Source organism: Microbulbifer agarilyticus (assembly GCF_019800665.1).
GTDB classification, from domain to species: Bacteria; Pseudomonadota; Gammaproteobacteria; order Pseudomonadales; family Cellvibrionaceae; genus Microbulbifer; species Microbulbifer agarilyticus_C.
The window spans coordinates 668,580-693,501 of the sequence record NZ_JAHVKO010000001.1 but is presented as its reverse complement, the minus strand read 5'-3'; the positions used below and the strand labels follow the sequence as shown (position 1 = coordinate 693,501).

The 24,922-nt window shown below is 49.3% G+C and carries 28 protein-coding genes; 7 read left to right on the top strand and 21 right to left on the bottom strand.

Features of this window, described 5'->3' with window-relative positions; genetic code table 11:
• The first annotated feature begins 5 nt into the window (after positions 1-5).
• The 5 genes from cobO (at position 6) to KUV22_RS02850 (ending at position 4,413) form a co-directional block, all read left to right on the top strand.
• A complete protein-coding gene (cobO, locus tag KUV22_RS02870; protein WP_222228204.1) occupies positions 6-620 on the top strand; it encodes a cob(I)yrinic acid a,c-diamide adenosyltransferase in 615 nt (204 codons plus the stop codon).
• 15 nt (positions 621-635) lie between these two features.
• The gene (locus tag KUV22_RS02865; RefSeq protein ID WP_222228202.1) at positions 636-2,105 is read left to right on the top strand and encodes a cobyric acid synthase; all 1,470 of its coding nucleotides are present in this window, start codon (positions 636-638) and stop codon (positions 2,103-2,105) included.
• A 149-nt stretch (positions 2,106-2,254) separates the two neighbouring features.
• Positions 2,255-3,067, top strand: a complete 813-nt coding sequence (locus KUV22_RS02860) for a cobalamin-binding protein (protein WP_315857496.1) — start codon at positions 2,255-2,257, stop codon at positions 3,065-3,067.
• A gap of 213 nt (positions 3,068-3,280) precedes the next feature.
• On the top strand, positions 3,281-3,700 hold the full coding sequence (locus tag KUV22_RS02855; RefSeq protein ID WP_222228198.1) for a thioredoxin family protein: 420 nt from the start codon (positions 3,281-3,283) through the stop codon (positions 3,698-3,700).
• Positions 3,700-4,413, top strand: a complete 714-nt coding sequence (locus KUV22_RS02850) for a cytochrome c biogenesis CcdA family protein (protein WP_222228196.1) — start codon at positions 3,700-3,702, stop codon at positions 4,411-4,413. The genes KUV22_RS02855 and KUV22_RS02850 overlap by 1 nt, the downstream gene beginning before the upstream one ends.
• Before the next feature lie 93 nt (positions 4,414-4,506).
• Here KUV22_RS02850 and KUV22_RS02845 read toward each other — a convergent pair whose 3' ends face one another.
• The 8 genes from KUV22_RS02845 to KUV22_RS02810 form a co-directional block, all read right to left on the bottom strand.
• Complete coding sequence (locus tag KUV22_RS02845) at positions 4,507-5,751, bottom strand: tyrosine-type recombinase/integrase (protein WP_222228194.1); 1,245 nt, start codon at positions 5,749-5,751, stop codon at positions 4,507-4,509.
• A 129-nt stretch (positions 5,752-5,880) separates the two neighbouring features.
• Entirely contained in the window at positions 5,881-6,795 is a 915-nt protein-coding gene (locus KUV22_RS02840; RefSeq protein WP_261319077.1) for an enoyl-CoA hydratase/isomerase family protein, read from the bottom strand.
• A gap of 103 nt (positions 6,796-6,898) precedes the next feature.
• Positions 6,899-7,501 carry a TMEM175 family protein gene (locus tag KUV22_RS02835; RefSeq protein WP_222228192.1) on the bottom strand — a complete coding sequence of 201 codons (603 nt, stop codon included), beginning with the start codon at positions 7,499-7,501 and terminating at the stop codon, positions 6,899-6,901.
• Positions 7,502-7,673: 172 nt separating this feature from the next.
• The gene (locus KUV22_RS02830) at positions 7,674-7,985 is read right to left on the bottom strand and encodes a putative signal transducing protein (RefSeq protein ID WP_222228779.1); all 312 of its coding nucleotides are present in this window, start codon (positions 7,983-7,985) and stop codon (positions 7,674-7,676) included.
• A 184-nt stretch (positions 7,986-8,169) separates the two neighbouring features.
• A complete protein-coding gene (locus tag KUV22_RS02825) occupies positions 8,170-8,769 on the bottom strand; it encodes a hypothetical protein (RefSeq protein WP_222228190.1) in 600 nt (199 codons plus the stop codon).
• Positions 8,770-9,106: 337 nt separating this feature from the next.
• Positions 9,107-10,675 (bottom strand): DUF1254 domain-containing protein, encoded by a 1,569-nt coding sequence (locus tag KUV22_RS02820; protein WP_222228188.1) that lies wholly within the window; start codon positions 10,673-10,675, stop codon positions 9,107-9,109.
• Between the two features lie 631 nt (positions 10,676-11,306).
• Positions 11,307-11,651 carry a VOC family protein gene (locus tag KUV22_RS02815; RefSeq protein ID WP_222228187.1) on the bottom strand — a complete coding sequence of 115 codons (345 nt, stop codon included), beginning with the start codon at positions 11,649-11,651 and terminating at the stop codon, positions 11,307-11,309.
• Positions 11,652-11,692: 41 nt separating this feature from the next.
• Positions 11,693-12,055 (bottom strand): hypothetical protein, encoded by a 363-nt coding sequence (locus KUV22_RS02810; RefSeq protein ID WP_222228186.1) that lies wholly within the window; start codon positions 12,053-12,055, stop codon positions 11,693-11,695.
• 389 nt (positions 12,056-12,444) lie between these two features.
• Between KUV22_RS02810 and KUV22_RS02805 the strand changes: the two genes are divergently transcribed.
• Positions 12,445-14,370, top strand: a complete 1,926-nt coding sequence (locus KUV22_RS02805; RefSeq protein WP_222228185.1) for a ferric reductase-like transmembrane domain-containing protein — start codon at positions 12,445-12,447, stop codon at positions 14,368-14,370.
• 49 nt (positions 14,371-14,419) lie between these two features.
• Here KUV22_RS02805 and KUV22_RS02800 read toward each other — a convergent pair whose 3' ends face one another.
• Entirely contained in the window at positions 14,420-14,635 is a 216-nt protein-coding gene (locus tag KUV22_RS02800; RefSeq protein WP_222228184.1) for a transposase, read from the bottom strand.
• Positions 14,636-15,029: 394 nt separating this feature from the next.
• Between KUV22_RS02800 and KUV22_RS02795 the strand changes: the two genes are divergently transcribed.
• Positions 15,030-15,971, top strand: coding sequence for an IS110 family transposase (locus tag KUV22_RS02795; protein ID WP_222228183.1), 942 nt, complete (start codon positions 15,030-15,032; stop codon positions 15,969-15,971).
• Between the two features lie 470 nt (positions 15,972-16,441).
• Here the strand turns inward: KUV22_RS02795 and KUV22_RS02790 are convergent, their stop codons facing one another.
• The 12 genes from KUV22_RS02790 to KUV22_RS02735 form a co-directional block, all read right to left on the bottom strand.
• Entirely contained in the window at positions 16,442-16,846 is a 405-nt protein-coding gene (locus KUV22_RS02790) for a GNAT family N-acetyltransferase (RefSeq protein ID WP_222228182.1), read from the bottom strand.
• Positions 16,847-17,016: 170 nt separating this feature from the next.
• A complete protein-coding gene (locus KUV22_RS02785; RefSeq protein ID WP_222228181.1) occupies positions 17,017-17,556 on the bottom strand; it encodes a hypothetical protein in 540 nt (179 codons plus the stop codon).
• A gap of 966 nt (positions 17,557-18,522) precedes the next feature.
• Positions 18,523-18,957: a hypothetical protein gene (locus tag KUV22_RS02780; protein WP_222228180.1), complete on the bottom strand. Its 435-nt coding sequence runs from the start codon at positions 18,955-18,957 to the stop codon at positions 18,523-18,525.
• A gap of 656 nt (positions 18,958-19,613) precedes the next feature.
• Entirely contained in the window at positions 19,614-19,946 is a 333-nt protein-coding gene (locus KUV22_RS02775) for a hypothetical protein (protein WP_222228178.1), read from the bottom strand.
• Between the two features lie 159 nt (positions 19,947-20,105).
• Positions 20,106-20,456 carry a hypothetical protein gene (locus tag KUV22_RS02770; protein ID WP_222228177.1) on the bottom strand — a complete coding sequence of 117 codons (351 nt, stop codon included), beginning with the start codon at positions 20,454-20,456 and terminating at the stop codon, positions 20,106-20,108.
• Positions 20,457-20,605: 149 nt separating this feature from the next.
• Positions 20,606-21,019: a hypothetical protein gene (locus KUV22_RS02765; RefSeq protein ID WP_222228175.1), complete on the bottom strand. Its 414-nt coding sequence runs from the start codon at positions 21,017-21,019 to the stop codon at positions 20,606-20,608.
• Positions 21,020-21,133: 114 nt separating this feature from the next.
• Positions 21,134-21,637: a hypothetical protein gene (locus KUV22_RS02760; RefSeq protein WP_222228173.1), complete on the bottom strand. Its 504-nt coding sequence runs from the start codon at positions 21,635-21,637 to the stop codon at positions 21,134-21,136.
• A gap of 166 nt (positions 21,638-21,803) precedes the next feature.
• Positions 21,804-22,211 (bottom strand): DMP19 family protein, encoded by a 408-nt coding sequence (locus KUV22_RS02755; protein ID WP_222228171.1) that lies wholly within the window; start codon positions 22,209-22,211, stop codon positions 21,804-21,806.
• 150 nt (positions 22,212-22,361) lie between these two features.
• Positions 22,362-22,922, bottom strand: coding sequence for a hypothetical protein (locus KUV22_RS02750; protein WP_222228169.1), 561 nt, complete (start codon positions 22,920-22,922; stop codon positions 22,362-22,364).
• A 532-nt stretch (positions 22,923-23,454) separates the two neighbouring features.
• Positions 23,455-23,856, bottom strand: coding sequence for a DUF6572 domain-containing protein (locus KUV22_RS02745; RefSeq protein WP_222228167.1), 402 nt, complete (start codon positions 23,854-23,856; stop codon positions 23,455-23,457).
• A gap of 67 nt (positions 23,857-23,923) precedes the next feature.
• Positions 23,924-24,223, bottom strand: coding sequence for a hypothetical protein (locus KUV22_RS02740; RefSeq protein ID WP_222228165.1), 300 nt, complete (start codon positions 24,221-24,223; stop codon positions 23,924-23,926).
• A 151-nt stretch (positions 24,224-24,374) separates the two neighbouring features.
• Positions 24,375-24,872: a hypothetical protein gene (locus KUV22_RS02735; RefSeq protein ID WP_261319076.1), complete on the bottom strand. Its 498-nt coding sequence runs from the start codon at positions 24,870-24,872 to the stop codon at positions 24,375-24,377.
• Between the last annotated feature and the right edge of the window lie 50 nt (positions 24,873-24,922).

Genomic DNA, 24,922 nt, shown 5'->3' with positions numbered 1-24,922 from the left:
TGACCATGTCGGAAGAACAGCAAGACAAAAATGCACGGCACAAGAAAGCCATGCAGAAGCAAAAAGCCAAGGTGGACGCAAACATCGCTGCCGCCAGTACCGAGCGGGGTGTATCGATCCTGCTGACCGGTAATGGCAAAGGCAAGTCGAGTTCTGCTTTCGGCATGGTCATCCGCGCACTCGGCTACGGACACAAAGTCGGCGTAGTACAGTTCATTAAGGGCGCACAGCTTTCGGGCGAGGAACTCTATCTGAAAAAACACTGTCCGGAGGTTACCTTGTACCAGATGGGCACGGGCTTCACCTGGAATACCCAGGACCGCGCCGGCGACATCGCGGAAGCGGAAAAAACCTGGGCGGTAGCAGCGGAGCTACTGCAAGACGCGAGTTATGACTTGGTTGTCCTCGACGAACTGACCTATATGCTGGGATACAAATATCTGGATCAGGATATGGTACTCAACTCCCTTAAACACAGACCCACCGAACAAAGCGTGGTAGTTACCGGGCGTGGCGGTGGCAGCGCACTGCAGGAAATTATGGATACCGTGTCCGAAGTAAAAGACATCAAGCACGCGTTCAAGGCTGGCATTAAGGCGCGGCAGGGCGTCGACTACTAACACAGTATATTGAACATGCCCGCTTTAATGATCCAAGGGACAACTTCAGACGCAGGTAAGAGCACCTTGGTCGGTGCGCTTGGCCGCCTTTTTGCACGCCGGGGTATGCGGGTTGCCCCCTTCAAGCCGCAAAACATGGCGTTAAACAGTGCGGTTACCGCTGACGGCGGCGAGATTGGTCGCGCGCAGGCATTGCAGGCGCAGGCCTGCGGGGTCGATACGCATACAGATATGAACCCGGTATTACTGAAGCCCGCATCGGATACCGGCGCGCAGGTTATTATCCAGGGCAAGGTGCTCGGCAATATGCAGGCTCTGGATTACCACCAATACAAAATGACCGCAAAAAATGCGGTTCTGGAGTCCTTCGCAAGGCTCACGAATGAGTACGACTTGGTCCTCGTTGAGGGCGCCGGGAGCCCCGCGGAGATCAACCTTCGCGACAACGATATCGCCAACATGGGTTTCGCCGAGGCCGTCGATTGCCCGGTGGTACTCATTGCCGATATCGATCGCGGTGGCGTATTCGCTCACCTCGTTGGCACGCTCGAATTACTTTCCCGATCCGAACGTAACCGGGTCGTGGGATTTGTCATCAACCGGTTTCGAGGTGACCTAGCGTTGTTACAGTCAGGGCTTGATTGGCTGGAAGAACGTACCGGCAAGCCGGTACTCGGCGTACTCCCGTATCTGCATGATTTGTATCTCGATGCAGAAGACGCGATTAGCACCCAGCAAGCGCGTCACGAAACGAAATTGAAGGTGGTTGTACCGGTATTGCCTCGCATCAGCAATCACACCGACTTTGACACGCTGCGTTTGCATCCAGAGGTTGATCTGCAGTTTGTGAGCGTCCGCGAGCCACTGCCCGCGTGTGACTTGGTTATCCTGCCGGGCAGTAAAAATGTGCGCGCAGATTTAGAGCACCTGAAAGAAAACGACTGGCAATCTCACCTCGACCGCCACCTGCGCTATGGTGGCAAACTGATTGGTATTTGTGGCGGACTGCAAATGCTTGGTCGTAGCGTCTGCGATCCAGAAGGTGTCGAAGACTTGCCTGGCACGGAAGCTGGCTTCGGTTATCTCGATTACACGACGACTCTTACCCCACAAAAAGCGCTGAAGAATGTTTCCGGTGTATTCGCCCTGAAAGGTAATTCGACCGACATTCCCGTACAGGGATATGAAATCCATTGCGGTATTTCCCATGGGAATGGACTAAACAATCCAGCCATACTTATTCACGATGAAAGCGGGATGAGGCCAGAAGGAGCCGTCAGCGCCGACAATCAGATCCTTGCTAGTTACATTCATGGCCTGTTCGACCAGCCAAAAGTCCAGCAAACCATTTTGGACTGGGCCGGACTGGACTCCAGTGTCGCGGTGGATCTAACCACACATCGACAACAGCAGCTCGACCGTCTCGCTGATATGGTCGAAGAGCACATGTGCAAAGATTGGCTCAAGAAATTTCAGGCGGGCTAGCACTATGCTCACGGTAAATATGGTCACGGCATATTATGCAGCGCATACATTTTAAACTTGTAATTAGTGCATGGATCCTCGCTATCGCGAGCGCCGTTTGCGGCACCGAGGTGGCAAGCAAGCCAATACGTGTACAAGGCGCTGATGGAGTGTGGTTGGAGCTGAAGCAGCCAGCAGAGCGTATCGTTGCGCTGGCACCAAGTATTGTCGAAAACATCTACAGTGCAGGGGCAGGGGATAAGCTCATCGCCGCAATCGGCAGCGACTACCCCGAAGCTGCGCGTGAGCTACCCGAAATCGGCAACTATCAAATCATCAACTACGAAGCACTGCTTGTTCTAAAACCTGACCTCATTATCGCCTGGTCATCGGGGACAGGCAGCCGCAAAATAGAAAAGCTGAGAGAACTCGGCTTCACGGTGTTCGTCACCGAAACAAAGTCTCTGCATGATATTGCGAGTAGCGTTCGCACCTTTGGCGAAATCGCCGGCACCAGTAATATTGCAAACCGAACGGCCGATGACTGGACCCGGCGCCTGCAAAATCTGGTACGCGACAGCAAAGGCAAGAACCAAGTAAGCGTGCTGTACCAGGTTTGGCACAAGCCGCTACAGACACTAAATGGCGACCATTTGATCAGTGATGTAATCGAGGCCTGCGGCGGCCGCAATGCCTACGAAGACGCCGTCGTACTGGCGCCTCAAATCAGTGTTGAATCGGTACTGGATCGCGATCCCGAAGTCATTATCGCCAGTGGTCTCGGCGAAACACGGCCCCAATCACTGGATGACTGGAAGCGTTACCCGGGACTTACCGCGGTCAAAAACAACAACCTCTACCATGTACCACCAGATATCATCCAGCGCCACACAATGCGCGTTCTGCATGGTATGCAGTTGGTCTGTGACCAGTTAGATCAAGCCCGCGATAAGAAAACGAGCGCCTCCGGCCCAGCAAAGTAGGGCGCCATCTCCCCACCCAAGCGACAGCCTACCTCCAGCCATAAAACGGCTCATCCCGCGCACTGCCGTGCCCGCCATATTTTTTTTGCGAACAAGTGTAAGAAACCGCACTGCCCGTACGACCAAATGGGATTCCGCGTGATGGGCGTGCCTAACGGCACCTCCGGCCATCACGCCAATCGTGTTTTGAGACAACCAAAGGAAGCCACCTACATGTCGCTATCACCGATCAAGCAGCTGTTTACCTTACTCACACTAACTTTCTGCCTCGTATCGACCGCTAACGCCGCAAACAAAGAGCCCTTCACCGAAGAGCGCTTTAACGAGCTGCGCGCTGCCGGTGAGGTTGTACTCGTGGACGTATTCGCGGACTGGTGTCCAACCTGTGCAAAACAGCAGAAAGTCTTGCAGGAATATCGAGAAAGCAATCCGGACAAGAAGTTTCATGTATTGATCGTCGATTTCGACGCAGATAAAGAATGGGTTCGCCACTTCCGTGCACCACGGCAGTCAACTCTCGTGTTGTTTGCTGGCGACAAGCAGACCTGGTTCAGCGTTGCCGAAACGCGTATGGACGTGATCGCCGATAAGATCGATCAGGCCGTGGCGCAGGCCAACAAGGGTAACTCCTGATGGGATTGGAGTTTGCAGCAATCCCGCTTGCCTTTATTGCAGGGATCGTAGGGATCTTGTCTCCTTGCGTCTGGCCGCTGGTCCCGGTGGTCATGACCTCATCGAGCACGGGCGGGCGACGCGGCCCGCTGTTTATGTCCCTAGGGCTCGCCTGTGCATTTGCCATAGCGGGCACCGTGCTCACGCTGTTATTGATCAACCTTGGGTTGGATCCGGTCGCTTACCGAAATTTTGCCGCAGTGTTGCTCATTTTCGTCGCGTTGACACTGATCATTCCCCGTTTGGGATACTGGCTCAGTGGACAGCTGTCACGTCTCACAAGTGGTTTTGGTACCAGCAGCGACTCGACGGAAAGCAGTGGAGCAGGGCAGTTCTTTATGGGCGCCCTGCTGGGACTGGTATGGCTGCCGTGTGTCGGACCAACGCTGGGCGCAGCCATCGCCCTTGCCTCTGTGGGACAGCAGGTTCCAACGGCTTTTCTGGTGATGTTTGTGTTTGGTGTGGGCACCGCATCTGCGCTACTGGTAGCGGCCTATCTGTCAGGCAGACTCCTGAATCGCTGGCGTGGCGGCATCATGACGAATGGTGAACGTGCGAAGAAGGTGCTGGGCATTCTTCTGTTGATTCTGGGCGTTATGGTGCTGACGGGTATGGACAAGGTGCTTGAGGCATTCGCGCTCGGTATTCTGCCGGACTGGGCGCTCTCCCTGTAACCAATTTACCAAGTCGCGAATTTGCGCTCGGTCTATTCCAAAACATTTGATGTGGAATAGGCCGAGCCAACTCGCATAGCTCGAACTATTGGCCTATTTGACATCCCGTTGCTTACCACTTTTCGCACGAACCCTGCTTTCCGTATGAACGTAGACCGTATCGGTTATCGCCATACTTGAGTGCCCCAAATCCTCCGAGAGATCCTTAAGTGCACGGCCACGCTCCACCTCCATACTTGCGCCGGTATGCCGCAACCAGTGGCTGGAAGCCTCTTTCAGCTTGTACGCATGATCTTCACCCTCGGCCTGCCGCATTTCTTCATAGGCACGGTCGAAAACCTGCTGTACCACACGGGTAAGCTGCCTGGACGTCATGCCACCCTGACCGCGAATTTTCTCCACGATCGGCTGATTTTCGCCCGCGGAGGGAAAAGGGCTCATACCGCGGTATGCGCGGTAACGCTTGAGGAACGGGATAAAGCTATCTGGCACCGTGATATCACGTAATTTCCGGCCTTTCCCGAAGATCTTTAGCCACCAGTTGGCGTCTGAATCCTGCCAAAAATGGCTCATGACCGGACTCCATTGCGCACGCTCAGACAGCTCGGAAATCCGTAAAAACAGTGTCTTTAAGGCACAGATTACAAACAAGCTGCGCTCATAGATCGGATCTTCATCGGCCATCGTCAATGCGACATCGAATACGTATTGCCACTGCGCTTCGGATAACCGGCGGACTTCCTTGACCTGTGCGTCCTTGATGAAATGTCGGCAATCGCGCTTGGCTATCTGCGCGGGATTACCGTACAGATACTCCTCGTTCATTAAGTACTTATAGAACGCGACAATCCCGGTAAAGGTCGCCGTTAAGGTCTGTTGGGATGGCTTATATTTGCGTTTATCCGGCTCAGAATTCGTATTTTCGAGACTTTTAGGCACTTTCAGCTTAAATGGTGCCCAGGCAGGGTTGGCTTCAAAGCGACCATTGTTGAACTGAAATTTGTCATGATTTGCCAGACAGATCCAATCAACCGGTGGCTGCCAGCAGAAATCTGCGTATTCCAGAATGTCTGCCTTACGTAGCCGCTCCATGGGCACACCTTTAACCAGAAACAACCACAAGAGAAAACGCTCGGTTTCGTTACGGAAACGTGTGTAGGTATGTTCAGACTTATTGCGACCGGTATAGCTGAGAAACGCCTGGCCCCAGAGCCAGTGCGGGAGCCACCAGGATTCACCATCCTGGAGAAACGTATGTAGATCGGGGTAATCGTTAAAGCTCAGGTCCTTAAGCTCACCGTATGTGGGATACAGCGGGACGGGTTGCGGGATAGCCATAGGTACGCCTGAAGTCCGGATTTCAGTAAAGAAACCATTCTAAAGGCATAAATACCCTATGTCGAATACTAAAGGGTATCGGAACTAATGTGCGCTACCTATGGCTGGGTCCTCTTACCGTACTCCCGATCAATTCACATCCTGTACCTGAACCACCAGCTTCTCCCAGTTTTTCTGGTTCTCCAAGTCAAACTGTGCGCCCTCATCATTGGCCCACGTAAAACGCTTCACCGCGGGGGTATGGCTTGTTGCCTGGTACAACCAGTAAGCCTCGGCTTTTAAGGCATCAACGATCGGCCGATCAATCGATTCATACACCATTTTCTTGGTTGCATTAATAGAATGCGCAGGCCATTTCGCGATCCGGTTGGCAAGGTTTTCTACGTAAGGCCCAATTTCATCCGGATCCAGCGCCTTGTTGATGGTCCCGTACGCTTCGGCCTCATCTGCATCAAAATCTCTCGCACTCAGACAGATCTCGAGCGCACGTCCTAGCCCGGCCTGACGCGCCATCCGTGATGCGCCACCACCACATGGCAAAATACCCATGGCGACTTCCATCTGCATCATCTTGTATTTGCCCCGGGCCCCAAACCGCATATCCAGCGCCAGCGCGAATTCATGGCCGCCACCGCGAGCCATACCTTCAAGCTTTGCAATTGTTGCCTGCGGGACCTTACTCATACGCTCACAAACGGCCTGCAAGTCGAGCACTTCGGCTTCATCACGGGCTATAGCCTCCGTAGGCATTTCTTTCAGCAAATCGGTGTCGTAGTGGCAAACCCAGATATCTGGATTCGCAGATTGGAAGACGACGACCTTTACGCTGCGATCATTTTCAAGGCGAAACGCTAAGGCATTCAGATCCGCCAACATTTGCTGACCCTGGACATTCACTGGTGGAAAGTCAAAAGTAACCCAGGCAACAGCGCCTTTGACTTCCACAGTAAACGTCTGAAAATTCTCATATGGCATAAGTAACAACCCTATAGCAATTAAGGTGACATCCGACAGATGACACGGTCCGATAATTGCTACAACCATAGCCCAATGTATGACGCCCCAATGAATAACGAAACACAGGAATTCCTGCCCCCTACTCTTCCTCTTTCTCGATAGATCATCAGCCAAAGCGCTAAGAAATTTATCATCCTTTCTCCGAAGAGACTCTCCAATAGGAAATCAGCAGAACTAGACGAGAACAAAATAACAACGCAAAGGACGCAGGAGGCCATAGAAATGCAACGACACATGCAGCCACGTTTAGGGCAACAGCAAGATCATTACGTAAGTTATGACTCGCGAGTGAAACACTGCCATCTAGAGATTTCTTCGAGGCTAAAGTGTCCAGGTAGCGTTCAAATAATGTATAGCCGATCCCAATGATCGTTATATGTATGGCATAAATGAATACACTGATTGAACTACTCGGGTAATCGCCAGCGAGTGACGTAGTAAACGGAATTACGCACATTGGCAAAAGAAGCAAGAGGTTCAACCAGAGAATCTTACCGTTTACATACTTGATTCTCGCAAAAAGATCATGGTGACTAAGCCAGTAGATTGCGAGCACAAGATAACTGAGCACAAATGCCGAGAATTTCGGTAACAGTACAACTAGGCCTTCTAGCATGCTGCGGCTATCGGCCTTACTTAATTCAGGAATTTCGATCTCAAGGATTAAAAGCGTAATCAGTATCGCAAAGACACCGTCACTAAATGCTTCAAGACGATTTTTTCCTAGCAGCATATCTCTCTCGAAAATGGGGGAAATCTCGAGAGAATATTAGTACCAGAGTGGCAGATTATGACGATTCAACTGTACTGGCGATAATCTCGACGCCCAGGCACGACAAGCCCGCGCCAGATTAGTACATATAAATACATGGCTGATTATATGAAGGGCGAAGCGAATGCTCAGGCTAAAACTCGGGCTTCACAGACTGGCAGTGCCAGCAAGTGAAAAATGCTGCGCCGTTTTCTTCACCACAATTCCTGCATAGCCATTCACCACCTTCGGGAAGCTCCGAAATCGAATCAACTATCTGCTGAGCTTTTGCATACTGCGCTTCAGAACGCACCCATACTTCAGGCCAGGTATCAAATACGCCCAACTCGCCTCGCCCTGCCCCAGAAAACTCGTTTTTCAGCACGGTTTCAATTCCGGCGGCCTCGAGCACCGACTGAACGTTCGAGGCAATTGCGATATTCTCATGGGTATATACGAGTTTGATAGCAATCTCCTATTGCCGACAAAAGGTAGCTGGACGGAACAATCAATTTAATATTCCCGGAATTATACTTCGCTAAAGAAAAAAGCCGACAGAAATAGACCATTTCTGTCGGCTCGATGTACACATAGACAATAAGTGAAGCCAGCCATCAGCCACTAGCAGTCAATGCCTTTTGGCATAACGTTTAACCTGCCGAGTTACTGACCTGCTCATGGCCAATTACAGACGTGACCTTCTGATTTTTTGTGGTAATGCAAAAGATATCCGTTACGTCGGCGTTTACTACCGCAAGTACAGCACCAAGCTCGTAGTTCATTAAACGCTTCTCGGGAATATTACCTTTACTATGCCAGGTATACAGGAGCGTACCACCACGGTTGGTAAAGTAGGAAGTGGGGTCAGTGACCTGACCATGGTTCCCCCTGGAAGCGTGCGCACCATGGATATTACCCATCGGTCCCCGAAACAGGTAAAACGAGCAACCACCAAAGCTATCGGAAAAGATGTAGCCGGGCGGCTTAATACTGCCGGTAGTCGCGTACTGATCTTCATAAAGCACATTCACAGCGTTAGCTGTAAGATCATTATCTTTTGTCGCCACCATTTTGATGGTGTTGTCGGCAATTGTGGCTTTCGCCATCAGAGTATTATCAAAAGTACCCAGTGGCGCAGGCAGCTTCGCCTGCATTGAGCACTTTGTTGGACTGATATTGTTGCGGTTGAAAATAATTTTTCCGCCGCCTTCCAATAGATTTTTAACGGTTTGAACATCAATTGCTGGCATGTTAAGTCCTTATAGAGCCGTGCGAGTTTTCCGTGAGTCACAACAAACTACGTGACGCCAAGCACTTTTTGTCGTGGCAAGCAAATGATATTTTAAAAATATAGAACCGTAAATTTTTTAATTAAAACAAGCAGTTATCTAGTACGCGCGAACCAATTAAATGGAGACATTCTGAAGGGCTGGCAGACTATATTGAAATAGCTAGTGAAATCCGACGATGCGCGGACTAGCCAGCCTTTGCTCTTCCCCACAAAGAAGCTAACACCGACCCCGTACCGCTTGCCGTCCAACTAGTACACGAAACGGCGGGACCAAGACGGCCTAACGGCAATACAAGTCACTCCATCGTTATTGGTTCAAAATCTCCTGGCCTCCATTCCTTCGAAAACCACTCTTCGGTTGGGCCGTAGAGCCTGAGAATCGCAAACCAGCCCTTGCCAGGTACTGTTTGTATCCAGTTCTCCTTGGAGTCTCTGGGTGCCTTTGGGCCGAAGTAAAGATCAACCGAACCATCTGCATTGGTCTTTAGGCTGTCTCGCATATCGTTCTTAGATGGAAAGGTCTGCCCGGTTTGTAGCTCAGAACGTGTTTGTGGGTCATATACAACAACCGACCAGAAATCCTTCGCGGGAACATTCTTGGGTATCGTCAATTTGTAATAGCGGCCGCCGTCGAGAAAGTTTCCTTTCGAATCACGATATCCTACCGCATACTGAGAGCCGGCACCTGGAATCTTGAGCACCATCGCTGGCGTGTTGACCGTAGCCTGATAAAAGAACACAGTGCGAGCATCGAGGTTGCGCCCACCTTCACCCTTCTCACCGCGCAACCATTGATAATTTCCGCCAACAAAAGCGCTGTACCATTGCCGGTCATCGTAAACGCGTGCCTTCTCATATCGGTTGTCAAACATGATCGCCCTAGCGGTACCGTTTCCGACGGCAACAGCGTCTGTCAATATCTTCCTCATGCGATCATCTGGACGGAAAGGTATACCCTTTTCGATACCGATAGAGGACGCAAGCCCGCGCAACTCTGGGTCCAGCATCGAGGTCGGCTCACGCTGAATTACTTCATCAATCTCTTCATAAAAATCATAATTGTTGGCATGAATCGTGTTGAACGGGACCTCAGATAGAGAGATAAACTCCATTTTTTGGGGGCGCTTTCTTTCCGAGTAAGGATAGATGCGGAGCCCCCCTTCATAGCTGCGAACGGCAGCATCCGTTTTGCCATCAACAAGGAAGCCCCGAGCTATCAGCCAATTGACATAGCTCGTAGATTTGGCAACGAAGTACGCCTCCCCATCCACCTTTGCGGTATACCCACCCTCCGGCGGATCAAGCTCCCCCTGGTAATCCGGCGGAAGTATCAGGTAACGACCACCCTTTCCCTTATCTAGTCCTGGCGCCCCCATGTCGACTACAAAGCGGAAGAAGGCATCATTCACGGTACTCGGGCCGATACCCGGGGGTATCTCAACGACCACGGGACCAGCCTTCCTCAGGTCGAGAAAGGCCGAAGCGTAAACGGTGTCCGTATTTCCGGTAAGAAACAGCGGTGTAGAGTCCATGAGCTTAGTCGTGACTCCAACTTTGTTCATGGCATCCACACCAACCGATTGGTGGCCAAGATAAAGTGCCTGCAGAGAGGCCATGGGAATAAAATTGAGGAACACTTCAGTTCCACGGATAAAATCGAGGTGGTTGTATAGCTTTTCAGACGTTTCTGGTGTCGGCCTGCCGTCCTGAAATTTGAGCACGCCGATCGATGTTTCCACGCGCTCTGGCGTCAATATGCTTTCAGGGATAGGTGTGTTGTAGCCCGATCGGGCCGGTTCCGTTGCGAAACCCTCGGCCAGAAACAAACACAAAACGATCAAAACGGAATAAGAAGCTGCGCGCATGTACCTTAACTACCCTTCAACCCGGCAGCCACCGGGTAGATCCATCATGTATTCACAAGTCAATACTAGGCGGAATGGGTATATATGGACGGACAGGTAGCGCGCTATTCGTCCGGCGGCCGAAGAAGAGGCCTCAATGGGCACATTTTCGTGTGAGAGTGATACCTGCAGAAAATACGATTTTGAATAAATAGTGACAGCTAAACCTACATTACTGAACAGTAGTACGAACTGCCACACCCCATGGATGCCAAAACACGGCACTCTACCCAGATATTGCTAAGTAGCCAACCAGCCGACACCAAAGATTACTACCGCGGCAAGAATGATCAATAGTCCTCTCATCATCAGGGATCGCGGATATTCTGCCTCACGGTACAGGAGGGAGTATGGTATTCCGGTAACGGGCCCTAGAAATATGGTAACCAGACCCCAGAGCCAACGTTGGTTCCCTATTGCTGTGAGCGCAGCCATCAAACCCCCGAACCAGCACAAAGTGATCCCGATAACCAAAATGATGAAAGCAGGAATAGTAATCCATTGATTAGAAATGAAATATTCCAGTAACGCTTGCTGACTCATAACTCTCCTCTTAAATCACATCCAATCCCGGGCAGGTGGCCTAACACATCTATAGCTGCCAGAACCCATGATCGATTCCGCCATTGATATAGATAGCGAATTTGCCCCTACCGGGAATCTCCATCGGCGGAACCGCGATTTCAGCTCCTGCTGATTTCACCAGATCCACAGCTTTCTCGATATCGTCTACCAGCCAACAAGGGCGAACTATCGGCTCCTCAGTATCCCGCAAAGGGCTGCGCACACCAACAATACTTCCGTCGGCCAATGTGCACGTTCTTGTCCCACCTAGTAGCTCATCAGGCTCATTGAATTGAACATTATGAGCAGATTCGTACGCTGTACATACTGGGCCAACATCTGGAGAAACAATTTCTAGGTAGTGTATTTTCATATATTCGCCAATCCTTGGTAGCAACTAGCAGAATTGCCCTATTACTGTTCACCAGTACCAACAAAGCCGACCATACGCGATATTACAGCGCCCTCTTTCTCAACAAAGTATTGGCCAAGCTGCACTTTCTCATCACCATCAGGACCGACTCCACTAAAAGCGACAGTAGCCCTCGTCACTCCGCCCGTTGTCTCGCTCTTGACGACTTGAGCAGACCACCCCGGCGCATTCGCACTGAACATACCAACATAATTACTTAACGCATCAATACCACTAATGGTTTCTGGGGTGCGAGGATCAGCGTATTTTACGTTCTCGGTCACAGCACTGGCAATCTTGCTAAGCCGATCCACGGCGTCTTCAACTTGCCAAGCTTCAAAGAAAATCGAGATGGAATCAGACATATTTCTCTCCTAAGTGAATCGATTCTGTTTGTGAGACCGCGATATTTGGATAACGTTGCCGACTATGTTCGCTGCCTGACTCTCCGCTTTTGAAAATATCTAAACGCATCGAAGAAAAGGTGAAACGAGCCGGCTCCAAGCATAAGATACAAAACTTGGTTATACCCAATGGTGAGCCTTAGATGTGGCAAATAGTGTCGCATTTTTGGCCAAAGCTATATAAGCCCTAGGTATCGCATGAAAAATCGTCCGCAATTGAGTAGTAAAAAAGTGAACTGACCTTTTCGAAGGTAGTTGAAAATACAGCATTCAATCTGGATAATCGACCAAAATTCATACTAATAAGATCTGCCGTACTTGATCGAACCTTGTAAAACGGGGACTCGACCATGAGCTGGCCCAGCAATCGCCTGATTAAGCGCGCATACCGAAAGCTCGCAGGACACGACGAACTCATCGATTATTCGGACTGGAAGAAAGCCCTGTCGGTAGACAGTGACTTTCTGGCCAGACGCATGTTTAGTGTCATCGACACTGATCACTCGGGCTATATCGACTACGACGAGTTCCGTGAGTTTGTCCTGGCACTGAAGGGCAACTACCGAATAGCATTTCTCTTCAACTGTTATGATGTCGATAACGATGGCAAGCTGACGCGTGAAGAACTGCGATCCATCCTATCAACCAGCCTTTCGGAGCAGGACTTAGCATTATCCGAAGACACCCTTGATGAACTGGTGCAAAGCGTACTAGATGCTGCCAAGGTCAAGAAACACAGCATCAACGTTCGAGATTTGGCAGTACTCTTTGAGCACTTTCCGGATCTAACCCTTCAACTAGACCACTTTCTCCGGCAGCTACTTGGCCAAAACCTCCAGCGCAAAAAATCCCATCGTCCCATTGCAGATTTCGGAAGACGCGTTAATGCAGCGATGCACGTTTCTTTAATACCGCACCTATGGTTACTCGTATACCTTGCCGCAAACGTCTATCTATTTGCCAGTGCGATGACGTCCTATGCAATGGAGGGCGCAAGTCTCGCGGTCCAGATTGCGCGCGGAGGCGGCGCCTGCTTGAATCTCAATGCTGCTCTTGTGCTGATACCAATGCTGCGAAGCATTCTAACTCTTCTGCGCCACAACATACTCCACAGGCTCCTGCCGCTAGACCGCCTCACTGACGCACACCGCCTGTTCGGGTATGCCATCATCCTGTTTTCAGGGGTACACATATCAGCACATATAGTAAATTACGTACAAACAAATCAGCCCCTTTTAGAGAACCTGTTTAGCACAACGGTTGGGCTCACCGGTGTCGCAATCAGCGCTTGCCTGCTACTTATGTGGCGGAGTGCCCAACGAAGAAAGACAGACTATGAGCGATTTGTGCTCACCCATTTGTTGTATGCGCCCTTCATCGTTGCAATTCTCATACATGCGCCGAACTTCTGGTTATGGTTTACACCGGTAGCTATCTTGCTCCTTATCGACGCGCTCATTCGATTTTTCTTCCGATACAAGCGTGTAGAAATCACCGATCTCAAGCCTCTGTCAGAACGAGTCACCCAGGTAAAATTCAAACGCGGTAAGCACTTTAAATTCGTTCCCGGTGACTATATTCGAATTCGCATACCTGCCATCTCACGGTGGGAGTGGCATCCATTCACCCTGAGCGCTGCGCCGGAATCCAATCGTATCGACATCCATGTGCGACACGCAGGCAACTGGACGGCGGCGCTCAACAATCTGGCCAACAAAAGACATAAAGGTCGGCAGAAGTGGACCGCTTACATCGATGGCCCCTATGCTGCCCCAACCTCTGGGTTCTACCGCGCCCCAGTCGCAGTGTTAATCGCAGGCGGCATCGGGGTAACACCCTTTGCTTCTGTAATTCACTCCTTTTTGAAGTCGGCGCGAACTACACCTAACCGACTCTACTTTCACTGGCTCAACCGTTCGCAGAGATCCTACAGTTTGTTTATCGATCTTATTCATCAAGCAGAAGCCAAATTAGGCAACTCCCGATTCAACGCCACCATACACCTGACGCGCCTGAGACTGAACCTATCGAACCTGCTACTGCAAATTGCGTTCAATGCCTATTGGGGCAATCATAAGAAAGATGCACTAACAGGGTTGCAGGCAAGGACCAAGACCGGTCGCCCTGACTGGTCGCAAGTATTTTCGAAGCTACGTGACGAACACCCCAAGACGCCCGTACATATCTATTTTTGTGGACCAAAACCGTTGGGCAAAGAACTAAGAAAGGAGGCTTTGAGGCAAGGTCTTCTATTTCACGAGGAACAGTTCGAATAGCGGTCGAAAGCTTCCAATCTGCGCGATATCAAGAAGTAGCCAAATATTGTCACCGCTTCCCCAGGTACGTGATCATAATATGCTTATTTTCCTTCAACTCTCCGCGGCGATGCTCCATCTGCCACCGATAGAGCATCACAGGATGTATGCCGAGGGATTCTGCCACATCCTTTGATCTAACGTCAGGATGATTGGCTAACTTAACGGCTTGAAGCTTATAAGCCAGAGTATAACGATCGTAATTACGCTTTTTGGTTTGTCCCATACTGGACCTCTTTCGTGGATAAAAATACCGTCCACGAAAGTGGTTTCAGATCAGCAGCTTACCTTGTGCGCCAATTGCGCGAAACTGGGAGCAACGCGACCTGCGCAAATGGTGCACAAGGTAAGCTGTCCCGCGGAGGGCCAAAGGCCCGCAGCTTTTGCCTGGCCTTGTATGGTTGTTCTTATCTTATTTTGGCGTTGTGCGCCCTTCTCGCTAACGGGTAAATTGAGACCCACCTTCGGCGGCCACCGAAGGCCTTGTTTATCACAGTTCGCTGCCTGGCCGGTTCATTAAGACCGATAACAAGTATGAACGTGACAAACACTCACTAGGCATAACTCGAATAGTCATGTGGGCCTCGAGCCCGAATAGCAAGGCGGAGATAGCTTATCTTATGCAATATCAAGAGATCAATGTCGGTATCGATACCAGTAGCACCCAACTCGATATCTATGTGAGACCGACTGGCCAATTCTTTAGCGTAAAGAATGATAAAGAAGGTATTAAGCAGGCAATAAACGAAATACTGGCACTAAAGCCTTCCAGGGTATTGATCGAGTCAACTGGGCGACTCGAAATGGACTTCGTTTGCGCTGCTGATGGATGCAAACTGCCCATCGTTGTCTGCAATCCTGCTCAGATCAGAAACTTTGCAAAATCATCAGGACGGATCGCTAAAACTGACAAGCTAGATGCAATGGATATTGCCCATTTTGGCGAAGCAATGAAGCCGGAACCAACGGTAATTAAGCCCGAAAAATTGCGCGAAATCAGTGACTTACTTGCTGTACGCGGCCAGTGTCTTGAGATGAGCACCATGCAGAAGAATCGGCTCAAGAGAATGCCAAAGTCAGTTCACGACCCTATTCGACAAATTCTCAACGCGATTAAGGCCGAACTACTTAAGATTGACAAGCAACTCGACAAGTTAATTAGTAGCGTGACTGAGTGGAAAGAAAAACGAGATCTACTCCTGAGTGCCAAAGGTGTCGGTAATGTCGTGGCCTATACACTAATGAGCGAACTACCTGAACTCGGAAAACTTAATCGTAAGGAGATCGCCGCACTTGTTGGTATCGCACCGATGAATCGAGATAGTGGGCGCTACCAAGGTAAGCGATTCATTCGAGGTGGACGTCACCGTGTAAGAACGGTTCTCTTTGTCTCAATGATGTCTGCGATCCAATCCCACCCAAAACTGAAACCGATGTATGAGCGTATGGTAGCTGCAGGAAAACCTAAGAAAGTTGCTATCGTCGCCTGCATGCGAAAGCAGCTCACGATCCTCAACACTATGGTAAAAAACAACACCCACTGGGATGAAAAAATGGCTTAATCGCTTGACGGGAAACCATAGTCACTTGTTAGTGTTCTCTTGGCCAATACCACCGAAATATTACACCGATGATGAATTGGACCAGGCCCATAATACTAAGGAACTTAACGATGAATTGGGCTTCATCTTCAAGAGCATACCGCATGTCAAACCAACGCGGAATGAGGAACTGACTAGAAAAAATGCTATGCCATGCCCAAAGACTTATACCCGTCACCAGTAAAATAAAACCGTAGTTTTTCACTCGATCTATCGAATCTACCTCCTTTGGGTTGGACAGATAAAACCCGATAATCACTGAAAATATAATTAGTAGACTCATTTCTCTGGAACACTAACGCCCGCAACAGGGGCGACCAATGCTATGTACATTTTGTGCGAAATTGGGAGCGCAGCGAGCCGCACAAAATGTGCATAGCGTTGGGCGTCCCGCGGAGGCCCGAAGGGCCGCAGCATCTTGCTTGCGCTTGTTATGTGCGTTGGACATGCTGAACTATGGCACCCTCTGCACTAGTAGAAACCACTTTCCATCCAATATTTGTATACAACTTTGGTACCTCAGTAAGAGCGAACAAACACCCTTCACGAAAAACCGCTGCCTGGAGCAACGTGGAAGCAGCACGCTTTCCCCGATACTTTGGTTTCACAAAAAGTGCGTTTATCCAGACTCGAATTTTCTCACCTAGCGGCTCTTTGTAAGAAGTAAAGGAAAGGCCGCCGATTAGCTTACCATCTTCAATCGCCGCCAAGGGATTCGGGATTTGTAAACCAAACCTTTCTCGCTCAAAACTCTCTAACTCCGGCCACTGTCTATTCAGCAATGAATAGAGTTCAGATGCCCTATCCGAATATATATCTAGCTCAACAATATTCATTCGTTGCTTGGCCTATGAACCTTTCCTGTAGCACATAACGCCCGCAACAGGGGCGACCAATGCTATGCACATTTTGTGCGAAACTGGGAGCGTAGCGACCCGCACAAAATGTGCATAGCGTTGGTCGTCCCGCGGAGGCCCGAAGGGCCGTAGCATACTGCTTGCGTTTGTTATGACTTATCCCTCCGACCATGGAAGTCCTCCGCTACTATGGCATTAGCCCCCAACAGAAGAACTTTGGGTATATGGATTGGCCTTACCTTTAGTAATCCGCTCGAAAGTTTAATCCCATTTTTCTCTAACTTGGAAATTACTTTTTGGCCAAGAACGTTAGGACCTCTATATAAAAGACCGTAACCACCCGCCAATATCGACTCGATACTGCACTCAGGGTTAAAACACTCATGCACTGTGCGCCAACCACCAAACTCAGTACTTACCATATCTGAAAATTCCTTAGCCAAGTCAGAGGAATTTTCAGCCTTTGAAGAAATGTAAATATCTAGAATCGGTTGTTCGTAGTGCACAAGCAGTGGGTGAACCGTCACTACTTGAACTCCACGGAAGTTCAATTCATCAATCAGAAATTCCTTCTTTTTAATATAATCGATCTTATATTGAAGAAAGTCAGGTGTAACAAACCGGAGGAAAGTGCTCTGCCTTTCAATAATCTCCCCTTTGGTTTGATCATCCAGCTCTGCAGGTATCACTGAGGTGCCCCGTAGTCATAACGTTGCTAGCAGGGGCAGCCGGAGCGTAGCGTAGGCTGTCCAGCCCGGGGCCCCGCAGGGGCACTGGGCGATCCTGCCTAGCCTGGTTATGGCTGACGCACTCCGGACTACCTACTAGCACTTTGCCAGCCACGACTTGGCTGGCCACTGCCTAAATTTAAGAGGAAAGAATACCGCACTTCCCCCAATCATTTTTTATCTTACTGGCACTCCATAAGATTACTCAGGAATACCCTATTCTACTTAACCAGAACGAACGCTCTAGGAACGAACTTGATTGAATAGCAACCGGCCAAACTGGCTCAATGTTGGAAGCTATTTTGCGGCACTAAATTTTAGCAACCACTGAAAACAAAAAAATACCGACCGGCACCATAACGCCGCCAGCAGGGGCGACTTACCTTGTGCGCTTTTTGCGCGAAAATGGGAGCGAAGCGACCGCGCAAAAAGTGCATAAGGTAAGGCGTCCCGCGGAGGGCCGAAGGCCCGGAGCTTTACTGCCTGGCCTGGTTATGGCTGACGCGCTCCGGACTACCTATTGGCACTTTGCCAGCCACGGCTTGGCTGGCCACTGCCCATAAATTACGAAGAAAGAATACCGCACTTTCCCCAGAAAATTATTATCTTATTGGCACTCCACGATACTGCAGCGGACAACCATCTTCTACCGAACCAGAGCGAACACTCTAGGAACGAACATGCTTGAATAGCAACCGGCCAAAGCGGCTCAATACTGGATGCTATTTAGTGGCACTGAAGTTTCAGAAACCAGGAAAAACCAAAAAATACTGACCGGCACCATAACGCCCACGGCAGGGGCGGCTTACCTTATGCGCGATTTGCGCGAAAATGAGAGCGAAGCGAACTGCGCAAAACGTGCATAAGGTAAGCCGTCCCGCGGAGGACCGAAGGGCCGGAGCTTCACTGCCCGTGTTTGTTAGGATATTACCCACGCACCGCACCCATTGCCCACTTAAGCTGAAGTAATCTATTTGTAGAAAACAACAACCACAAAACGCTTACCGAAAATATGATTGCTAATGGATACATGAATAGCGTGTATTCCAATGATGGCATTTCGAAGCGCACAGGTAAAAGTAGAAAAGCAAAAATTGACAAAAATAACCCCAAGTATTTGGCAATTAATACTCTCCAAAGAAAAGCCCAAACAGACATATCTTCTGAGTTGAGCTTGTACTCCTTAACTGCGCGAAGAGCCAAAATGAGAAGGCCGGCCCAAAGTAGATCGAATAAAAGTCCGATTGACAAGTTTAGTGTGCTGAACTCTCCTGGATCTAAAAACTGAACAGTGAAAATAAATAACACAATGGCCGACAAAGCCAGCAGTGCTTTCGTCATTGTTCTATCAAAATATTTCATGCTCTTCTTTCTCTGGTTACCCTAACGCCGCCGGCAGGGGCAGCTTACCTTGTGCGCGTTTTGCGCAAAAATGGGAGCAAAGCGACCTGCGCAAAAGGTGCACAAGGTAAGCTGTCCCGCGGAGGGCCGCAGGCCCGGAGCAAATTGCCCGGCCTTGTTAGGCTTTCCTACCCTGCCGAGCACCGATAATACACAAAATAAAAACAACGCCTATTACCAGATAATTCGCAATCACTTGCCTCGGAAGCAGCAAGTAATATAACCACCATATTGAGAATGCAACAACAGGATACGGCCAAGACACTGAAGCAGAAAGGTTCCTGCAACTCAGATAGCCAACTGCCGCATTTATCGGCATTAGCATTGCCAAACTCATTACGGATGCTGCGATTTTCGAATCTCCTTCTGGAACTGCGCCAATCATCGCTCCGTAAATCAATCCCGTAAACCCTGCTGCTATCACAGCGTATAGAACATATTTTATATTTTTTATCGATTTCACTCGAATAGCCTAACGCCCACAACAGGGGCGACCAATGCTATGCACGTTTTGTGCGAAACTGGGAGCGCAGCGACCTGCACAAAACGTGCGTAGCGTTGGGCGTCCCGCGGAGGCCCGAAGGGCCGGAGCATTCTGCTTGTGTTTGTTATGTGGCTTAGGCACCGAGCGCGGAGCGTATTGCCAGACTGTTGCACTCAAACTCGACACTTCCCTGGCCAGCAAAATCAAAAAGTACACGCCATCTTCCCTCTGGCAGGCTTTCAAAGGTTACCGCCCATGTACGTAAAGAGCCCACTTGATCCAAGTAATTTAGGTTCAAATTCAGGTTTGTGGCCCAGAAGCAAATCAATTCCTGGAAAGTAGATTTAGAAGGCTTAACTCGAATTACTAGCGCTGGATCTTTTAGCTCGGAATCCCAATAGTAGCCAGTGAACTCGGCGTCTCCCCATTGCAGCTCTGTCACTTCACTTTCAGTCAATTCACGCATTTATGTTTGCCACATAACGCCCACAGCAGGGGCGGCTTACCTTGTGCGCCTTTTGCGCGAAAATGGGAGCATAGCGACCCGCGCAAAAGGTGCACAAGGTAAGCCGTCCCGCGGAGGCCCGAAGGGCCGTAGCATACTGCCTGTGATTGTTATGGGGCATTAGCCTAGCCACTCCGCTAGGGCATCTGGTGATGAAAACCCCAGCATACTGATGCTTGCTTCACTCTCTCCAAACCCTAGCGCAAATTCGTTTTCATTTACGTTGTGAAGAAGCCAGCTGTTACCTGATCTAGCGATACACCAAACCTCACTATTTTTGTAATTCTCAAAGTCATATTCAGGAAAACAAGCGGACGTGACCTTTGCCTGAACTGGCTCAATTACATGATCCAATAAAAACTGTGTCTGACTTTCAACATACTTTTCATAAATCAATCCCTTCGGAGTAATTACTTGAGCTCCAGAGTCAATTGATTTTCGTATTCTTTCGACTGCGTCGTACTTAGTCATGCCACATAACGCCCACAGCAGGGGCGGCTTATCTTATGCGCGATTTGCGCGAAAATGGGAGCGAAGCGACCGCGCAAAACGTGCATAAGGTAAGCCGTCCCGCGGAGGCCCGAGGGGCCGCAGCTTCACTGCCTGTGTTTGTTAGGTGATTACTGCGCATTCCTTGTAACCTCGCAATGCGCCTTTACAGCCTTGCTTTTTATAAGCGAGTTTTCTTTGAGCTCTACCCACATGAAGCCCACCCCAGAATTCTGTGGTATTTGAAGTCGCTGTATACAACCCGGCATATACTCATGCCCATGGAGTAAAAATTTGACACTGGTCGAGCCATTTAATGGAAACTTCTCAAACCACGGAACACGACAGCCCTCGATAGATTCCGGGTTGCCGAATGCTAGATAACTATGTGCGTGGCCAATTCGCTCACCTTGGCCCGTTTCGTTGAAATTGCCTTTAACTCGAAAGCTAACCTGGCCTTCAATGGGCTGGCATTCAAATACGACATCTTGCTCTGCATGGCTTATCAGAGGAAAGAGAATGGCTATTAGTATGATCTTCTTCATTTCACCTAACGCCGCGCTCAGGGGCGGCTTAATTTGTGTGGTTTATGTGCAAAAATGGAGCGTAGCGACTGCACATAAAGTGCACAAAATAAGCCGTCCCTTTGCAGTGCCTTGTTAGGCGGAAGCATCTGCGGTTTTTGATACCGCTCTGATTATCCCGTCAACATCGCTCATTAAGCGTAAAACCTTGTTACGTTCAGCCTGTTTTTCTTGATCTGGAGATAATGCAAAATTTTTAAGATGCGTTACTACCATGTTTGCGTATTTTCGAATACTTGCCGGAAATAGGTAATGAGATTCTGCTTCAAACCGCTGTAGCTGTAACGAGATAGCTTCAAAACTGTATGCGTGCAGCTTGTGTTCTTGATCTATTTCTTCTTGTGTCTTTCCAAGTTGCTTTAGCTGCTCTGTTTTTGCATCTATATTTATTGAGTAAAGCAGAGACTCCTTTAGATTTCGCAGGCAACCGAGAAATATCACTATATTTTCATGGTGTCGATCGTATTTTTGGTTTGCTTTATATTGGGCGACCGCAATTTTAGCAGCGACACCCGCAGACAGGATCATAAGTGAAACTGTCCATAATGCAGCTGATACCATCGGTACACTATCCGGCATGATCTCTCCATTACGCCTAACGCCGCCAGCAGGGGCAGCTTACTTTGTGCGCGTTTTGCGCAAAAATGGGAGCATAGCGACCTGCGCAAAAGGTGCACAAGGTAAGCTGTCCCGCGGAGGGCCGAAGGCCCGGAGCTTCATTGCCTGGCTTTGTTAAATGTCGTAGCTAGAAGTTTGACTCCACGTACGAAGACACTAGATTTTGGACATTATCAGGGTACTCAAAGAACTCCTCATCGAGCTCATTAAGACGCTCTTCATATTCTTCCGGCATAGCTTCCAAAGCTGCAATACGAGCATTTCGGTTCTTGGGCGGGCCACCTTCGCCGAATATATCTAGTGCCTTCTGTGAAATGGATGCCATCTTCAGCGCCCCAATGGAATTGAAAGCTATTGCCGCATAATGCGCAATATCTCCAGCAGAGTTATGAAATAACTGATCGAAACCTCCATTATTTACCTCAGCCTCTACAGCCCATATTGTTGCCAATACGCGGATAGGCTCGTTCACCGAATCGAACCCTTTCGCCTCAACTTCTGCCAAGGATTCTTCAAATACTTGCTCGATATTCATAGTGACATTTAACGCCCACAGCAGGGGCGGCTTGCCTTGTGCGCATTTTGCGCAAAACTGGGAGCGTAGCGACCTGCGCAAAATGCGCACAAGGTAAGACGTCCCGCGGAGGCCCGAAGGGCCGGAGCACATTGCCTGTGCTTGTTAGGATCAGTACAGGCGGCCAAGTGACGCGTAGCGTTGAGCTCTGGCAAACAACTGATGCCCTAGCTGGTATTCTGGACCAAAATCAGGACTCCAAAGATCACTAGTGTAATACTTGCCCTGCCAGGCTAATTCTACTATCCAAGTGGATCCATCTAGACCATTTTCACTTTGCATACCCTCTGAAGCCAAATACGACTTCACAACTTTCTCTTTCACTGACCGTACATACTGAGAATCTAACTTGACACTTAGGTCGATCACTTTATCTGTATACGGATCTGACTCGTCCCTATATGACTCAATCAACATCAGTTCATTACTGAAATTCAATGTTATCCAAACCGGATTGTCGAATGATCTGTAAAGTGAGAACCTTAAAATCTCTTCTTCTGATTTACGTTCAAAAATGCTTCCTGACTCCAATAAGTTAGCTAGAGCGGGAGATATTTCCTCAGCAGCAGGATCTCTAATGATACTAGTTTGGCTATGAACTAGATCCTGAGAATAGAACCCTACCAATCCAATCAGTATCAAAATCGAACATGTAATAGTAATGCTTTGCATAACAACCGTAGGATCCTAACGCCGCTAGCAGGGGCAGCCGGAGCGCAGCGTAGGCTGTCCAGCCCGGGGCCCCGCAGGGGCCTTGGGCGATCTTGCCTAGCCTGGTTATTGCGGCCGCACTCTGAACCAGCTACTAGCACTATGCCAGCCACGACTTGGCTGGCCACTGCCTAAAATTTACGAGGAAAGAATACCGCACTTTCCTCAACTATTTTCCATCTTAGTGGCACCCCAGAAGATAACTCCGGACTGCCCTCTTCTACTGAAACAGACCGAACACTCTAGGAACGGATCTGATTGAATAGCAACCGGCCAAAACGGCTCAATATTGGAAGCTATTTAGTGGCACTAAAATTTCAGCAACCACGAAAAACAAAAAAATACCGACCGGCACCAATAACGCCGCCAGCAGGGGCAGCTTGCCTTATGCGCGATTTGCGCGAAAATGGGAGCGCAGCGACCCGTGCAAAACGTGCATAAGGTAAGCTGTCCCGCGGAGGGCCGAAGGCCCGGAGCATTTTGCCTGGCTTTGTTAAATGTGGACCTCATGACGAAACCCGAAGCCAGCCTCATTAATTATTTTTGCACATTGCTCAAGAAACTGAAGGGCTTCAGAACTGGGCTCATACTTGCAAACAACCGTGATTTTCAAATTTTTACCCTTTGCATTAGGGTATGCGCTGTAAATTTCACCAGACTCAATGAATGCCAGATACTTATTGATTTTTTCTTGCAACAAAAAAAGGCTGTTCTCACTCCATTCCAAATGATTGGAAATGGTGAGATCAACGGTTCCGTCACTAGCGGCTCCGATTACATCTATTACGCTTTGATCTTCAATGCTCATAACATTTAACGCCGCCAGCAGGGGCAGCTTACCTTGTGCGCGTTTTGCGCAAAAATGGGAGCATAGCGACCAGCGCAAAACGTGCACAAGGTAAGCTGTCCCGCGGAAGGCCGTAGGCCTGGAGCTATTTGCCTGGCCTTGTTATACGTTTCACTCATGACCAAGCACCATACTTGGCTAATGATGGAAATGACAATGTGGCTATGACAAAAACAACAAACACTAGAAACTTTATCGCTAATACGACCAAAGAGCTGTGCCACACACTTTTGTCACCTTCCGGGTTACTCCATTCACCCGGCATGTCATCATCAAGTGTAATTAAGTGGCCGACGGCGATCAAAGCTGCGAGCCCACATAAGGTATAGGCATAAGCAACGCCTGCGAAAAACGACAAACCAATTGTTACGGCCACAATAAATAGCGTGGAATATATAGCATTATTAAGGGTCAAAATTCTGACCTACGTATAACGCCGCCGGCAGGGGCAGCTTACCTTGTGCGCGTTTTGCGCAAAAATGGGAGCGCAGCGACCTGCGCAAAAGGTGCACAAGGTAAGCTGTCCCGCGGAGGGCCGTAGGCCCGTAGCAAATTGCCCGGCCTTGTTAGGTGCACTTTTTGGTACTAAGCCAAACCATAGCACTATAAGTAGGCTGGTTGCCGCTATTACGAATTGTAAACTTCTCGAAGCTGGCCGATGTGATGCGCTCACACCTCGATTTGAGGGATGCGTTAATTCGCGTGACCAAGCTTGTAAACATCAAGGCCTCTTGAAAGGCTACGCGTAAAGCGACCACCTTAGGATTGTGCATATTTCCAGCCGACGCTAAGGCTTCATTGTGAAGCTCTGGGTATTTTGATGCTAAAAAATCATGCAGCTCATTTTGTATTGTAACATCCCCCACCGACGGAAATGTTCGAAAGTGCTTTAGCCAAACATCATCAGGAACAAGAGCGATTGCTTCTGAGAGTGAGCCCTTCCCCTCACGTGTATCGGAAACCGTAGCCCAGCCATGCTCGCTAATGTATGTACTCCAGCCAGTACTTTCACCGAATAGTGCAGGTGAAAAAATAACGCTTAAGAGTAATACGAAGATTCTCATATGTACGAGCACCTAACATTTTAATCGTAGTCCCAAAGACTACTATTCCA

Bases quoted from the DNA above. Each gene is read 5' to 3' on its own strand.
- KUV22_RS02750 (WP_222228169.1), bottom strand. From the start codon at position 22,922: ATGCAAAGCATTACTATTACATGTTCGATTTTGATACTGATTGGATTG.
- KUV22_RS02820 (WP_222228188.1), bottom strand. From the start codon at position 10,675: ATGCGCGCAGCTTCTTATTCCGTTTTGATCGTTTTGTGTTTGTTTCTG.
- KUV22_RS02790 (WP_222228182.1), bottom strand. From the start codon at position 16,846: ATGAATATTGTTGAGCTAGATATATATTCGGATAGGGCATCTGAACTC.
- KUV22_RS02845 (WP_222228194.1), bottom strand. From the start codon at position 5,751: ATGGCTATCCCGCAACCCGTCCCGCTGTATCCCACATACGGTGAGCTT.
- KUV22_RS02815 (WP_222228187.1), bottom strand. From the start codon at position 11,651: ATGAAAATACACTACCTAGAAATTGTTTCTCCAGATGTTGGCCCAGTA.
- KUV22_RS02800 (WP_222228184.1), bottom strand. From the start codon at position 14,635: ATGGGACAAACCAAAAAGCGTAATTACGATCGTTATACTCTGGCTTAT.
- KUV22_RS02765 (WP_222228175.1), bottom strand. From the start codon at position 21,019: ATGAAGAAGATCATACTAATAGCCATTCTCTTTCCTCTGATAAGCCAT.
- KUV22_RS02850 (WP_222228196.1), top strand. From the start codon at position 3,700: ATGGGATTGGAGTTTGCAGCAATCCCGCTTGCCTTTATTGCAGGGATC.
- cobO (WP_222228204.1), top strand. From the start codon at position 6: ATGTCGGAAGAACAGCAAGACAAAAATGCACGGCACAAGAAAGCCATG.
- KUV22_RS02805 (WP_222228185.1), top strand. From the start codon at position 12,445: ATGAGCTGGCCCAGCAATCGCCTGATTAAGCGCGCATACCGAAAGCTC.
- KUV22_RS02825 (WP_222228190.1), bottom strand. From the start codon at position 8,769: ATGCCAGCAATTGATGTTCAAACCGTTAAAAATCTATTGGAAGGCGGC.
- KUV22_RS02865 (WP_222228202.1), top strand. From the start codon at position 636: ATGCCCGCTTTAATGATCCAAGGGACAACTTCAGACGCAGGTAAGAGC.
- KUV22_RS02775 (WP_222228178.1), bottom strand. From the start codon at position 19,946: ATGCGTGAATTGACTGAAAGTGAAGTGACAGAGCTGCAATGGGGAGAC.
- KUV22_RS02780 (WP_222228180.1), bottom strand. From the start codon at position 18,957: ATGAAATATTTTGATAGAACAATGACGAAAGCACTGCTGGCTTTGTCG.
- KUV22_RS02840 (WP_261319077.1), bottom strand. From the start codon at position 6,795: ATGGTTGTAGCAATTATCGGACCGTGTCATCTGTCGGATGTCACCTTA.
- KUV22_RS02795 (WP_222228183.1), top strand. From the start codon at position 15,030: ATGCAATATCAAGAGATCAATGTCGGTATCGATACCAGTAGCACCCAA.
- KUV22_RS02735 (WP_261319076.1), bottom strand. From the start codon at position 24,872: ATGAGAATCTTCGTATTACTCTTAAGCGTTATTTTTTCACCTGCACTA.
- KUV22_RS02810 (WP_222228186.1), bottom strand. From the start codon at position 12,055: ATGTCTGATTCCATCTCGATTTTCTTTGAAGCTTGGCAAGTTGAAGAC.
- KUV22_RS02855 (WP_222228198.1), top strand. From the start codon at position 3,281: ATGTCGCTATCACCGATCAAGCAGCTGTTTACCTTACTCACACTAACT.
- KUV22_RS02770 (WP_222228177.1), bottom strand. From the start codon at position 20,456: ATGACTAAGTACGACGCAGTCGAAAGAATACGAAAATCAATTGACTCT.
- KUV22_RS02755 (WP_222228171.1), bottom strand. From the start codon at position 22,211: ATGAATATCGAGCAAGTATTTGAAGAATCCTTGGCAGAAGTTGAGGCG.
- KUV22_RS02760 (WP_222228173.1), bottom strand. From the start codon at position 21,637: ATGCCGGATAGTGTACCGATGGTATCAGCTGCATTATGGACAGTTTCA.
- KUV22_RS02835 (WP_222228192.1), bottom strand. From the start codon at position 7,501: ATGCTGCTAGGAAAAAATCGTCTTGAAGCATTTAGTGACGGTGTCTTT.